Here is a 14,507-nt window from a genome sequence, read left to right on the forward strand (position 1 = left end):
AAAAAATTTTAGACGATAAGGGCTAAAAAACTAGATTTGAAAACCAAAGTTTATTACTCTTCTCTCTGCTCAGCTAAATTTTAATTCCCATAAACCTGTAGAAGAATTGCCTTGCCGCAGATACTCTTTGAATGTCATTAGTTCCCTCATACGTTTTCAGAATCTGTAAATCTCTCAACATTCTTTCTAGTCCTATTGAATTTGATACACCGTATCCACCATGAGCAGTCATTGCTCTCATCACTATTTTCTCTGCAGCTTCTGTGGCATAGAATTTTGCTAATGATGCTGCTACAATATATTCATCAGTCTTACCTTTATTATACAATGATCCTGCCCAATAGGTTAGGAACCTGGATGTTAGTAGATCTGCAAATGATTCGCTTACTTTTTGTTGAACTATCTGAAACTCAGCTATAGGTTTATCGAATGCCTTCCTCTGAAGGGAGTAATTAACAAGTTTCTCAAAGGCACTTTGTCCAATTCCAACAGCCTGGGCTGACACTATTGTCCTAGCATAATCAAAGGACTCCACTGCATATTTGAAACCCATCCCTTCTTCTCCTATAACGTTTTCAGCAGGCACTTTTACGTCCTCAAGTATTATTTCAGTAGTGTGGGAAGCCTTTAGCCCTGTTGTCTCTATTCTGCTCACTGTCTTAACTCCCCATTCCTTCTCCACAAGGAACATAGTTATCCCCTTCCACCTTGCATTATTAGAAGGGGGAGACGTCCTAGCAGTTAAGACGAAATAGTCCGCTATATCTCCATTTGTTATGAAGATTTTCCTCGCATTGATTATGTAGTGATCATTTACTTTTTTTGCTGTAGATCTTATACCTGCTACATCTGTCCCAGCCTCTGGTTCAGTGTTTGCGAATGCACCTATTTTCTCTCCTGAAGCTGTAAGAGGTAAATATTTTTTCTTCACCTCTTCCTTACCGTACTTATATATTGCTCTATTTAACATCCAATGAACAAGGAGTAAGGTGGAGAAAGATGTCCAAACTCTTGATAATTCTTCGGAAATAACAAGTAAGGATAAGTAATCACTTCCTTGACCTCCTAGTTCAGTGGGAACGTCAGGTCCATAAAGCCCTAATTCTTTAGCTCTCTCTTTTAACACTTTAGGTACATCTCTTTCACTTTCACCTTTATCTACATAGCCTGAAACCTCTTTTTCAGCGAATTCCCTTATGGTCTGTCTTAAGATTTCATGATCCTGAGATATTTCTAACTTTAGATCCTCAAGAGACTTTAAAGGAAACACCATAATTTATGAATCCAGTCATAACTTTTAAATGTTTAGAAGTAAAAATTATGATATTTTAAAGCCAAAGCAAAATCAAGATGTAAAAAATTACTTAAAAACTTCTCTCTCTTTATTAATCCTTTCAATTCTTACCTTTAAATAGGAGACACTTCACAAGTCTTCCATCACTCATATTATACAGTTTAGGTTCCTCATAGTCTCTCAATACCACATGAACATCTCCTGAACCGTCAGCACTTATACTTTTGATGGAGCTAAAGCTCTTAATTTCATTTTCTTTTGAAGTTATCATCTTCAACTTCTCGTCACTTATTCCTCTTACTTTCATTTCCTTATCACTTAACACATCGATTACAATTTCACCTTCTGTTAGATCGTAGTATTTACTTTCTATAAGATACTTTAGGTCTATCGCCACCTCCTCAGCAGTCCATCCACAGTCGCCGAAAGCATAAGGACACCTTGGGTGGAAGTTACACCCCTTAGGTAGGTCAACTAGATTTGGTGGCTCCCCTCTAAGTACAATCCTATTCATCTTACTACCAACCTTAGGAACAGCAGATAGCAGGGAAACTGTGTAAGGATGCTTAGGTGTTTTCATTATCTGTTCCTTTGTACCTGTTTCGACAATATGTCCCGCATACATCACATATATTCTGTCGCTAAGATATGAGGCAACTGCAATATTGTGAGTGATCAGTAACATGGATATTTTTAGCTCTCTTTTCAATTTTCGCAGGAGATTAAGTATCTGAGCTTGAGTAGATACATCTAAGGCACTGGTGGGCTCATCTAAAACCACAAACTTTGGATCAGTGGATATTGCTCTGGCAACTGCTACTCTCTGCCTTTGTCCACCTGACAGTTCATGGGGATATCTGTCGGCAAAACTCTTAGGTAAACCTACAGCCTCTAATAACTCCCGGACCCTCTTATTAGCTTCCTCTCCCCTCAAATATCCTGTGGAAATCATAGGTTCCTTTATAATATCAATAACCTTCATCCTAGGGTCAAGGGAGGCGTAAGGGTCTTGGAAAACCATATTTACATGTCTTCTAAATTCCTTGGCTATTTTGCCTTTAAATATGTCATGAATACTCTCTATCTCTGCTTTTCTCGACTGGTTATCAGTTGTCTCATATTCTTCTAACACCTTATCTTCAACGTTAAAGAGAATTTTACCGCCCGTAGGGCTCTCCAGACCTACTAACATTCTACCTAATGTGGTCTTACCGGATCCGCTCTCCCCCACTAATGCTATGACTTCCTCTTCTTTGATTTTTATGTAAACATCCTGAACTGCTTTAACTACGGCCTTATTCCTTTCAAACATTCCTCCCGAGACGAAATGTTTTGTAATATCATAACCAGCTATGATCACTTATTATCACCACCATAAAGGAAACATGCTACCTTATGGCCATTCCTAACTTGATACATTAGGGGAACAGAGTTCTTACATTTATCCATTACAAATGGACATCTTGGGTGGAACATGCATCCAGATGGAGGAGTTCTCATATCTGGTACTTCTCCAGGTATAGGAGATACCTCTTGCGAATCAATAGTTGGGACAGCCCTAAGTAGGGACTGCGTATAAGGATGTAGAGGATTGGTTACCACATCTTCCACATTCCCTACTTCAACTACCCTACCAGCGTACATCACAGCTATCCTATCTGAAATTTCATACAGTACTGATAAGTCGTGTGATATAAATATAAAGGTTGAGTTATATTTCTTCTTGAGAGACCTAACAAGCTCTAAAACCTGGGCTTGTACTGTTACGTCTAATGCGCTTGTCGGCTCGTCCATTATAATCAATTCAGGGTTGTTGACTATTGCAATTGCAATTGCTACCCTTTGTCTCATTCCTCCAGATAGTTCGTGTGGATACATATATACTACCTTTTCAGGATTAGGCACATTCAACATTGTGAGTATCTCTACAGCCTTTCTATATCCCTCCTTGATTAGAGTGGATTTAAGTCTCCTGGATATTATAGGAATTCTACTTATATTCCTTACCCTATTTGTCTCCGCTACGTTCTCAAGGAAATTACGTACAAAACCTGAGAGTTTTTCACCTTCTAAGGATAAGATCAGTTTTTGTTTCTTAGCCTTATGAATGTCATTTCTCTCCCATATGAACAGGATCTGATCCTCTAGTCCCTCTAGTCCTTTAGATTTAACAAATTCATTTAGCTTTTCTACGTAAGTTTCCTTGTTTTGTTCAAGTAATCTTATTATCTCTCTTAGCTCATCCTTTGTAACTTTGCTTCTAGCTAATATTCTCTTGGCTAGTAGGGCTGGGTTGTGATAGTATATCGTTTCTCCAATTTGGTAACCAATTTGCAAAACAGGATTAAGAGAGGTCATAGGGTCTTGGAACACTATTGCTATCTTAGACCCCCTAAAGGCCTGAAGTCTGTTATTTAGCTCTTTAAAAGCCCTCTGGTTCTTCTTCTTATTAAAACCTTTGTCACCTACCTCCCTTAGCTCTCTGACAAGGTCTATATCCTTAAACCTTACTTCCCCTTTCTTTATCCACGCATTTGGTGGTAATACGCCGGCAATTGTTAGGGCTAATGTTGATTTTCCTGAACCGCTTTCACCAGCTACACCAAGAACTTCCCCTTCCTTAACGTCTAAGTCGACCCCATTTAATGCGTTGTATACCCCTATTCTCGTCACGAAACTTAAATACAATTCCCTTATAGTTAACACGTTTGTCATATGCTACTCCTCCTTCTCGGGTCTAACAGGTCTCTTAACCCGTCTCCCATTAAGTTAACAGCTAATGCAAATATAGTTATGGCTAATCCTGGAAATATTACAGTCCAAGGAGCGGTCTGAATGTATTGCAATCCTAGACTTGTAAGATAACCTAACTCTGGTAAGTTGGGGTTAGTAATTAAACCTATGAAAGATAACACGGAGAATATCACCATTATTGAGCCTAAATCTAATGATATCTGAACAAATATGGGTGGAAGCACATTGGGGAGGACATGTTTAAACATAATCTTTAGTGAACCTACGTTAGAGACTTTCGCAGCGTCTATAAATGGCATCCTTTTAATTGAAAGTGTCTGTGCTCTTGCGTATCTAGCATATAGGGGCCACCAAACAATAATTAAGGCAATCGACATACTTTCAGTAGTTCTGCCTAAGACAAAGCCAATAGCTAATGCAAGAACTAAGTAAGGAATTGCAAAGAATATATCAGTTATTCTCATTAATATGTCATCTATGATTCCACCTCTGTATCCGGCGATAATTCCTATGACGGAACCTATTATCGCACCTCCAATGACGATAACTACGGAATAGTATAAGTCGATTCTTATGGCAGCTAAGATTCCCTTTAGCAGATCAATTCCTGGATACGTTGTACCTAGAGGGTGATGAGGAGATGGAGGCTGAGGGACTGGATTAATGAAATTCATTTGTAATTGATTAGGATTCTGTATACCTAATAATCCAGGGCTGACTTCAACGATAATAGCGTCAATAACATATGCTAAGAAAATTATAAGCCCAATAACTGCAGTAGGATTTGAAAAGAATATTTTCAGGCTGAGTTTAAGTTGACTACTTCTCTTTTCCATTTACTTCACCCTAATATCTTATTCTAGGATCAATTAGTGCGTAGATTATATCTAGCAGTAGCGAGGCGATCACGAATACTATTCCAAATATAAGGGTCGAAGCCATAATTCCTCCCACGTCATTATTTAGAAGAGCCTGGGTAGTCCAATATCCCATGCCTGGATAGCTAAATATATCCTCAATTACAACTGCTCCACCTAATAGCGATGCTACAGTGTATCCGTAAAGAGTCAAAACTGGTATTAATGCATTTCTTCTAGCATGTAAGTTAATCACCACTTTTTCAGGAACTCCCTTAGCTCTAGCGAGCCTTACGTAATCTTGATCTAACACCTCTAACATAGAGGCTCTGAGTATTCTCATTATACCTGCTATAGTTGATAGTGCTAACGTTAATGCCGGTAAAATTGCGTGTAGAATTGCGTTTGCAAAAGCAGTTAGATTTCCGTGTATTAGAGCATCGATAATTACAATATGTGTAGGATATGATACACCGTTAACATACCAGCTGAGATTCGAGGCTAATGTAGGACTTAGAGAGAATGCAAAAGGCAGTATTTTTAGATAAACGCCAAAAACTAGAATTAATAAAAACGCAACTAGATAGATTGGCATTGAGTATAGGGCAAATGAGACTACTCTTACGCTTTGATCAAATGCGCTATCACGTTTTACAGCAGACCTTACACCTATTGGAACTCCAATTATCCAGATTAATATGGATGCAATAATTGTAAGTAAAATGGTGTTAGGTAAAAACAATGCTATAGCACCGGATACCGGACCGCTGTAAATAGGAGTGTTCGTATACCCTAAATCACCTGAAAATATTGCTACTAACCAATAAAAGTATTGTACATATATGGGATCGTTGAGGTGAAACTTTAGGGTAAGTTCATGAATAACTTGTTCTCTTGCCGGTCCTGTCAATCTTGGATTAATATATTCAGAGAGTAATAAGTTATTACCTGCAGTGTGTAGCAATATGAAAACTATAAAAGTCAATCCAATTATGGCTATAAAAGCGAAAACAATTCTCTTGGCTATAAATAACCATAATTTCATATGAGATTACCTTAAGTAGAAGATTAAAAAATTAATTTATATCTTTCAATTAAATACCCTTTTTTGCTTAACCTTTTACCCACCAGAAGTAAAGTGAATCTCCAGCGCCACCTATCTGTGGATTCTCCTCATACGATATTTGACCATTGTAGCCATTCATATATGGTTTTACAACCCAGAATGCATTGGGCTGATCTAAGTATATATACATATACAGATTAATTGCCTGCTGTTCTACCTGTTTGTATAATAATGCAGCTTGCGTTGCATTTGTAGCACTATCAGCTTGAATTATCAAGTTGTTAAGTTGCTGATACATTTGAGCCTCATTGGTATAGCCTAATTGTTGTAAGTAAGATATAGACCAGCCGTTTGGAGCAGGATAGGTTCCATTCTCTTTATACATGGCATTAACAAAGTCAGATGGATACGGATAATCTGCAATCCATCCAAGATAATACATGGGCATTGGATTCTGTCCAGGAACTTGTAGTCCTATAATGGTCGAGAATGGCTCATATAATGGCTCTATCTTTATGTTAGGGTCTATCTGTTGCATGGTTTGAGCAAACATTTGCACAGCTGCATAATCAACTGTATCTCCTGAGGGCACAATTATAGGGAAGTATACAGATTCGTTATATACTCCTGATTTAATCAGAAGCTGTTTGGCATATGTTAAGTTAAATGTGGGGACACCTGTAAATTCTGATGGTGGGGTGTAATAGGGCAATCCTTTGATAATAGCTCCTGCATAAGGCTCTCCGAAGTCAAAACCGTATTTAGCATTTCCTAAAATGTTCTCTATATAGTTTGTGTAGTTAAAGGCATATGCAAACGCTTCTCTGACGTACAGGTTAGCGAAGTAGTTCGGAGGTATATTATAGTTTGGACCTAACTGTTTTAATCCACTTGTAGATATATTGAGGTTGAATACGAAGAAGAACTCTGACAGAGTTGGGAACTGGTATATAGAGGCTTGTCCTTGTGCAACTAAAGGCTTTAATGAGGCAAAATAGTTTGTGGGTAGACCAGTAACAATATCAGCTTGTCCGCTTGTGAAAAGGTTATAAGCGGTTTGTGGATCCTTTACCCATTCTATGACAACAGTGTCATTTGGTTTAGGAATACCAGGAACTCCTGGGAAGTAGGGATTTGGAGTCAATACAACATACTGCCCTGGAACATATTGCTTTATCATGTAAGGACCAGATGCTAATGGATCGTTCTCAACTTGAGTGTTATAGTGTCCCTCGTTTGCAGTATTCTCGTAAGTTAAGAAGCCTTGAGGGGTAAATGTTATTCCATCACCTACACTCTCTAACCATTTCGCACTCAGTATACCAGCAGTCAATGGATCCGCAATTGCAGTGAAGAATAGGTTAGGAGGAGTAGGCTTATAGAGATGGAATGTTACTGTATCCGTTGTGTTATTATATGTCACAGCATTCATGATCTCCTGGAAACCTTGATTTGGATCAGAGCTCGATACAACTGGTACGCCAGCGGTAGAGTTGGGTATCAAGTATTGTGCCAATATCCATGTACCTGTACCGGGAGTACCACCTACGGTTAACAAGGCTCTTACCATTGAATACCAGACATCATATGCTGTTATTGGACTTCCATCCGCGAAGTACAGTCCAGACCTTATCTTAAATGTGTAAGTTGTGTAATTAGTATTGATACCTCCATTCTGAACAGTTGGTATTTGTGCCGCTATAAATGGAATAAAGCTTGTCGTGCTTGAACCGTTGTATATTAATAATGTACCTATGATGTTACTAATTACCTCGAAACCTACGCTCTCATAATCAATATCCGGATCGAATGAGTAAGGTCCACCAGGGACATTTTCAGCCACTGTTATAGTACCTGGGTTTGGTATGTTTCCTGTGAACTTAAACTCAGCATAAGATCCTACTGCAATAGTATATAATGTGGAGAAGTTATATGTTTTACCTGAACTTTCATTTAGAGTGGTTAAAGTTAGTTTAACTACGTAAATACCAGGAGAGCTATATGTAGTGTTAACTGGATTAACTGTTGGAAGTAATGTGCTATTGTTAGCTTTTACAGTTTGAGTCTGACCATTTCCAAAGTTCCAGGTATAAGACTCGATTCTCATGTTTTGACCTGTTGGTGGCTGTAAAAATCCTGCATAGAAGTATGCAGTTTCTCCTGCTCTAAAGAAGGGTGCAGTGGGATTCTTGGTTGTGTTGAATGTTATTAAAGGTACTGATGCAACAGAGGACTCGTTAGATGGAATATTTGCTTCAACAGTAATGGGAAGTAATGATGAGTTTGTAGATGATACAAGTTTATTGTTAACATACTCGTTAATGAGTACTAGGTAGTGTCCAGGATATTGATATGTATATGAAAATGAAGTAGAAGTCCCAGTAGCTGTGAAGTTTTTGATTACTCCGTCTCCAAAATTAACTGTGAGAATTGCGTTTGGCTGTGTATTATAAACTGTGAAATTTTCTGCTGTACCTTGAAGTATAACAAAAGATGTCGGGGCAAGTGCTACCGCCTGTATTGAAGAAGAGGATCTATTCATTAAGAGGAAATAGGCAGCTACTGCAGCTATAATTATTACAACCACTACTATTACTGCTATTACAGTTCTTGAAATTGCTTTCCTAGAGCGTTTACCGGTTTTTTTCATTACTGGATCAAAATAATAAATCGTTTAGTAGCTATAAATGTTACTAATTAAAGGTTTCTGATTAAATTTAAATAATCAAAATACTACTATCTAACAAATAGAATCTTATAAATTTATTAAACGAAATAGAGAAATTAAAATTTCTTTAATTCTATCCCACTAGAGTGTATATTATAAACTCAAATAAAATCTTATCTGCAATCAAATGATAAATTTAATTATAAGCAGTTCATGATAAAACCATGGCTAGTGGTACATACATTATTAACCATGAGGACAAAGCTATCGTGTTTACAGGCAATTATACGGCAATATTCGAGAAAAATGTTGTAAGGGGAAAAATAGAAATACCACAAGGTTTGAAAGCTGAGTTTGAGGGGAAAACAGAGAAGTTACCCTCAAAAGTTCAGGAAGCTCATGATATTATAAAATCCCTTTTCGTGAGCCCACCATTAAACGTAAAGCTTGGTTACATAGTTGAGGCGGAGAATGATAAGGTAAAGCTAAGGGCATGGGGAATTATAATAAATGACGTGAAGTCCCTCTTTAACAGATTGTCAGAGATGAAGATATTTCCAGTTGACTTTAACGCTCTTTCCCTGAAATACTCATTACCTATAAAGGTTATTAAAGATATAATAGAGAAAAAACCATTTGAATTCGAAGATGAAGTGTATAAAGAATTTTTGAAGAAATTTGGTAGTATGTTACCTAGGGTGGAGGACTTTAAAAACTTCAGAATTATAATAAATGTCTCCAAGGAATACGGTACAGTTATCTTACTCTTCAACGGAAATATAATATACTCATCTAAAATAAACTACTCCACTGTTTCCCATTATCTACTTCTTTCACCTCGAGAATTGATAGAAGAGTTAGTTTTCTCCATTGAGGGACTTGTGAACTTACTAGGGAAGGCTAAAAGTGATTTGGTTCTGCCAGGTGTTGTTGAAGGAAAGCTAAATCAAGATGTTTTTCAAATAAGGTCTGTCAATGAGGAGTTGAGCTTGCCTGTCAAGAGTGTTGAAGAGGTATCAAATTTCGTTCAAAAGCTGAGGAAAGAAATTTTTAACTCTTTTACGAGTTAGTACACGTGGAGAAGTTAAATGGTAAGTATTAAAGGTCTACATGAAAGAGTTAGATCTATTCTTGACGATATCTATATCGAGTCTCATGAGGTTAGGGGAGTGAGAAACGGTTTTGAAATCATACAAAAATATTCCCGGGATAACTACGTAGAAAAAGAGGAACTCTACATAAATAAAAAAGATTATAGTATAAGCTTGTACATTGATTCCATTGGAACAGGTTCCTTGACAATAGTAAAGGATGGGAAGATCGAGGCAAGGAAAATCAGTAGTGAAGAATTAGAAAAGACCATAAAGGAAATTATGGCAATTTTAGGAGATAACTCATAATCAATCATAAACAACTAATGTTAAGTTAGCTCATGAAAGAATCTGAACTATATCGTCACTAGTCAACCTCTTAGTTGGGTCGCTTAGTATTGTTCCCTGTATTACTCTGTTGAGCTCGGGAAGAGTATTTATTGGCAGAGAAGGTTTGAAACCTTCTAAAACCTTCTTAGAATTATCTATCTCCTCAAGCGCATCATTGAATTTATTTTGAAGGTAAAGATCTACTGCTCTCTCTACATATTTTGTAATGGGGCTTACATTTCCGGTGAGCAAGTAATATGCGGTAACGCCTAATGCATAATTATCCATTGAGGGTTGTGCCCCCTTACCTGTTATCACCGCCTCTATTTGCTCTGGTGGTGAATAGGCTGGTGTTGCTTGTGTTATCTTCTCTCCTACTCTTACTGCACTACCTAAGTCCCCTAGCTTTATAATTCCACGACTACTTATTTGGTCTAGCAACAACTTCTCATCTTTTGGAGGTATTACAGACAGAAATATGTTTCTTGGCTTAACATCTAAATGAACATATCCCCTCTTGTGTAAATACTTTAAGGCTAATCCAACTTCTCTTATTATTGCTTTAACTATATACTGAAAATATGGACTACTTCTTATCTCATTTATAAGGTCAGCTATAGTTCCCCCATCCATGAATTCCATTATTATAGCTGGTGGATAATTGAAATAAGCTTCAGCATTTCCTTTGATAATTGAATTGATATAATTACTATCAGCATATATGCCATAAATACTAACTATCTTATCATTCTTAGATAGTTCCTTTAAATTCTCAGATTCCTTAAATAATGTGTCAAAAGAGGATTTAGATAGATTTTCAGGACTTAAAATCTTAATAGCGTAATATTTACTTTCTCTTTCTGCTTTCACTACATATCCATTTCCTCCCTGTCCTACGACATCTATAACTTTATACCCATAAATTTCTTTGTTTATCCATATCTTTGGATCCCAATTATTAAGTGAAGGTAAAGAGACCTTTTGCTTAGGTGTAGGCTTATATAGGCTCTTGAAATTTATAGTGACCGTAGAGCCTCTCTTAACTATCCCACTATCTGTAACTGGTTTAAAAATAACATCCCCCACTGTAACTTCTTCAACTTTCCACTTTAGATACTGTTCATTTAGTGCTGGTACCACTAGCTGTTGTCCCTCAGTTATATCATACTCCTGCCCATTAACATTAAGTTTAGAGTTTATCCCTGTCGGTAGACCTGATATTCTGAACACACTTATACAGTGGGGGTATTTGTCAAAGGGTATATTGTCGCTCTTCTTGAATTTTATTACAACTGTCTGTCCCTTTCTAATTTTTCCACTGACTACATCTGGCAAGTAATAAGTGTTTTCAACTAATTGCGGACACAAGAGGTAATCAGCAGATTTTTCCTTTATAGTTACCTTATTTCCTCTCTCTTTCTGAAGAGTTCCGTTAATTTCTATGCTCCATTCTGCTCCTTTTGGTAAACCCTTGACCACTATTGTAGTTGGATACCCTCTTCCTGATAAGTTAAAGTAGGCTAAGCTCGTTAACGTAGCAAGGTAAATGGGTAATTGTATTGTTGGAAATACTAACGAGGATATAAATCCACCAATAATACAGACTATTCCCCATACTTCGGGTATGGCTATTCCAGGTAACCCTAACAGGAAGGGTAATACTAATCCTAAATAAGGTATATTGAACAACGAGTAATTACCAGTTTGACCTTGAACACTGAAAACAAGTGATATTGCTACTATGAAAATTCCGGCAATTATTGAGACCCTTTTTATAAAGGCTGAGATAAAGGATAATATAATTCCCAACGCTATTATTCCTACATAAGCTGGAGAAAATTTTAACTCATAATAGAATATAGGGAGTATTACCAGAGTTATTGCACTACTTACTAGTAATCTCCTGTTCAATTCTGATCATCTAATGTTATGTTTTTAGAGAAATTAAATTTTGCAATGAAAAAGCCCTCCGTACCATGAATGTTAGGATAAAATCTGACTACTCTTTTCCACACCTTACTCCTCTTATAGCCGTAATTAGTTGTATCTATGGATATGGGCGTCAGAAAAGCCTCATATTTTTCAGCTATCTTTTCACCTTCTTCCGGAAATAATGAACAAGTGGAGAAGACTGTAGGAACCTTGAATTTCCTTATACTCCTTAGAATACTTCTTTGGAGTCTGCTTAATCGCATCAAATCCTTTTTGGTTATTCGCAAGAAAATTGAGGGATCTGCAACAAACGTTCCACTATTAGTACATGGTGCATCTATGAGAACTTTGTCTGCCTTAGTAATTGGAACATTTGAACCGTCACTCACAACTAATTCAACATTCTCGACACCTAGTTTATTCATTAGATCTTGCTGAATCTTTATCCTCTTTGACGATATGTCAATCCCTATCACCAAAGACTTATTATTGGTAATTTGTTGTATTAACGACGTCTTCATACCAGGGGCGCATCCTATCTCAAGTATTTTTTCATTAGGTTTCGGATCTAGAAAGACAACACTGTAAACACTAGCTTTGTCCTGAATTACAATTTCTCCGTTTTTGAACTCCTCTAGATCTGAAATCCTACTTTTTGCCTTTATCACTCTAAATAAAAATTCGAACGAATCTCTTTGGAGTACAACCCCCTTCCTCTCCAGTTTCCTCCTCACATCTTCGACATCAGCCTTAAGTGTATTTACCCTTATCCACTGCTGTCGCGTCTTTACATTTAAGTCCCCCATTATTGATTGTAGTCTTTCCTCAGCCCATTTTGGAGGCTTAAATGGAAAGTCTGAATTCAAGGAGACATTTATGATGTCTTCAATATCCCTTTCAGGGTATAGAAATGTAGCATAATAGTAGTTCCACAGAACTCTTAAGAACTTGTTAAATAGTTTCCTCCTATTTACCTTATGGTTTAGACTTTTTACGGCTATATCGAAAGCCTTTTCAGGAGACGTCTTTCTTTCAATTATGAGCTTAATAGCAGTGGAAAAAAGCTTTACTTCACTCATTTTAAATCCTTTGCAACGTAAGGATATTCATTGTGATATCCCTTCTTTCTGTAATATTCTCTAACACCAATCCCTGAAAGCACTAGAATCTTTTTCGCATCAAATTCCTCTACTGATATTCTTTCAGCCTCTGATAATAATCTTCCTCCATATCCCTTATGTTGGAAGGAAAAATCATCCCAAAGTCCTACTGGAGTTTCTGGTCCGTAGATATGTAACTCCCTCACTATAGTGACGTCATCTTTATTACTTGGCTTTCTTAACCTGAGATAGCCCACCAGTGTATCGTCGTCATATTCGTAAGATAAGAACACCTCTGTCCCTCCACTGGCTTCATAATCATATCTCTTTAATTTTGGTTCACCAGTAGGTAACTTTCCCGTATGTATCCACTTTATTCCTACTTCTCTGTGTCTAATTTCGTTGATTTTAATGCCCTTCTGTTTTGCCCTGTTCTCGACTAGTTCTCTGAGGTTTCCTTTCTTGTTACCATCAATAATGATTGTCGCAGGTATATCTCTTTGAACTCTCATTACTCTCACCCAAGGTGGTATCAGTTTGTAGATTTCTGAAATAAGTTCAACTAGTGTTTCAGTATCATATGGTTTGTAAAGACCCTTTTTCCACAGTTCAGCTAATGGTGCTGTTTCTACTACTAGTGTTGGATATATTTTCAACATATCTGGTGAAAAATCAGGATCAGAAAATATTCTCTCAAATGACTCCAGATCCTTATCAGGGTCGCTGCCGGGCAAGCCAAGCATCATGTGATATACTACTTTAAATCCATTATCTTTTAGAATTTTAGTAGCTTCTATTGAGTCTTTAACCGTATGACCCCTGTTACTTTTCGTCAACAGATCATCAAACACTGTTTGAACTCCCAGTTCAACTTTTGTCACTCCAAGTCTAAGCATTTGCTTAGCATGAACTTCTTTACTCCAGTCCGGTTTTGTTTCTACGGTTAATCCAACACATCTAATTGACGCAGTCTCGTTTCTCAGTTGTGCGTCCTCTAAGAGTATGAAACCAGGTTTCTGGTTAGAGGGATATCTATTCATAGCTTCTAGGGCTTGAGTAACAAACCAATCTTGATAATCTAAGGGAGTAGCGAGAAATGTTCCCCCCATGATTATAAGCTCGATCTTACTCGGATTATGACCATTAGCCTCATACTGTCTGAGGCGAGATTGGACTTGGTAGAATGGTTCATAATTATTTTCTATAGCCCTCATTAGTGTAGGTTCATTTCCGTAATAGCTCTGCGGTGTACCATACTCAACACCTCCTGGGCAGAATATACATTTTCCATGAGGGCATCTGTGAGGGTGTGTCATTACTGACACTATTGTAACTCCTGAGATCATTCTAACTGGCTTTTTGATTAGCACAGGTAATTTTTATGATGCAAATTAATAATCCTGTTGATTCTATGG

11 protein-coding genes are annotated in these 14,507 nt (G+C 37.3%); 2 read left to right on the plus strand and 9 right to left on the minus strand.

Going from position 1 to position 14,507, the window contains the following annotated elements:
• Nucleotides 1–73: 73 nt before the first annotated feature.
• From SACI_RS04935 to SACI_RS04960, 6 genes are all read right to left on the minus strand, one after another.
• Nucleotides 74–1,273: an acyl-CoA dehydrogenase family protein gene (locus SACI_RS04935; RefSeq protein WP_011277892.1), complete on the minus strand. Its 1,200-nt coding sequence runs from the start codon at nucleotides 1,271–1,273 to the stop codon at nucleotides 74–76.
• A gap of 121 nt (nucleotides 1,274–1,394) precedes the next feature.
• Entirely contained in the window at nucleotides 1,395–2,654 is a 1,260-nt protein-coding gene (locus SACI_RS04940) for an ABC transporter ATP-binding protein (RefSeq protein ID WP_011277893.1), read from the minus strand.
• Nucleotides 2,651–4,009: an ABC transporter ATP-binding protein gene (locus SACI_RS04945; RefSeq protein WP_011277894.1), complete on the minus strand. Its 1,359-nt coding sequence runs from the start codon at nucleotides 4,007–4,009 to the stop codon at nucleotides 2,651–2,653. Before SACI_RS04945 ends, SACI_RS04940 begins: the two co-directional genes overlap by 4 nt.
• Nucleotides 4,006–4,884, minus strand: a complete 879-nt coding sequence (locus SACI_RS04950; protein WP_011277895.1) for an ABC transporter permease — start codon at nucleotides 4,882–4,884, stop codon at nucleotides 4,006–4,008. Before SACI_RS04950 ends, SACI_RS04945 begins: the two co-directional genes overlap by 4 nt.
• Before the next feature lie 10 nt (nucleotides 4,885–4,894).
• Nucleotides 4,895–5,950: an ABC transporter permease gene (locus tag SACI_RS04955; RefSeq protein ID WP_011277896.1), complete on the minus strand. Its 1,056-nt coding sequence runs from the start codon at nucleotides 5,948–5,950 to the stop codon at nucleotides 4,895–4,897.
• 67 nt (nucleotides 5,951–6,017) lie between these two features.
• Nucleotides 6,018–8,621: an ABC transporter substrate-binding protein gene (locus SACI_RS04960; RefSeq protein ID WP_011277897.1), complete on the minus strand. Its 2,604-nt coding sequence runs from the start codon at nucleotides 8,619–8,621 to the stop codon at nucleotides 6,018–6,020.
• Nucleotides 8,622–8,863: 242 nt separating this feature from the next.
• Between SACI_RS04960 and SACI_RS04965 the strand changes: the two genes are divergently transcribed.
• The gene (locus tag SACI_RS04965) at nucleotides 8,864–9,709 is read left to right on the plus strand and encodes a hypothetical protein (protein ID WP_011277898.1); all 846 of its coding nucleotides are present in this window, start codon (nucleotides 8,864–8,866) and stop codon (nucleotides 9,707–9,709) included.
• Between the two features lie 18 nt (nucleotides 9,710–9,727).
• Nucleotides 9,728–10,039, plus strand: a complete 312-nt coding sequence (locus SACI_RS04970; RefSeq protein WP_011277899.1) for a hypothetical protein — start codon at nucleotides 9,728–9,730, stop codon at nucleotides 10,037–10,039.
• A 30-nt stretch (nucleotides 10,040–10,069) separates the two neighbouring features.
• On the opposite strand, the gene SACI_RS04975 is transcribed toward SACI_RS04970, so the two are convergent.
• From SACI_RS04975 to SACI_RS04985, 3 genes are read right to left on the minus strand one after another with little or no spacing between them, the layout of a single operon-like run.
• Nucleotides 10,070–11,971, minus strand: a complete 1,902-nt coding sequence (locus SACI_RS04975; RefSeq protein WP_011277900.1) for a serine/threonine-protein kinase — start codon at nucleotides 11,969–11,971, stop codon at nucleotides 10,070–10,072.
• The gene (locus SACI_RS04980) at nucleotides 11,968–13,071 is read right to left on the minus strand and encodes an RsmB/NOP family class I SAM-dependent RNA methyltransferase (protein ID WP_011277901.1); all 1,104 of its coding nucleotides are present in this window, start codon (nucleotides 13,069–13,071) and stop codon (nucleotides 11,968–11,970) included. The genes SACI_RS04975 and SACI_RS04980 overlap by 4 nt, the downstream gene beginning before the upstream one ends.
• Nucleotides 13,068–14,462 carry a tRNA uridine(34) 5-carboxymethylaminomethyl modification radical SAM/GNAT enzyme Elp3 gene (locus tag SACI_RS04985; RefSeq protein WP_015385536.1) on the minus strand — a complete coding sequence of 465 codons (1,395 nt, stop codon included), beginning with the start codon at nucleotides 14,460–14,462 and terminating at the stop codon, nucleotides 13,068–13,070. Before SACI_RS04985 ends, SACI_RS04980 begins: the two co-directional genes overlap by 4 nt.
• Nucleotides 14,463–14,507 lie beyond the last annotated feature (45 nt).

This window comes from Sulfolobus acidocaldarius DSM 639, from assembly GCF_000012285.1.
Classification (GTDB): Archaea; Thermoproteota; Thermoprotei_A; order Sulfolobales; family Sulfolobaceae; genus Sulfolobus; species Sulfolobus acidocaldarius.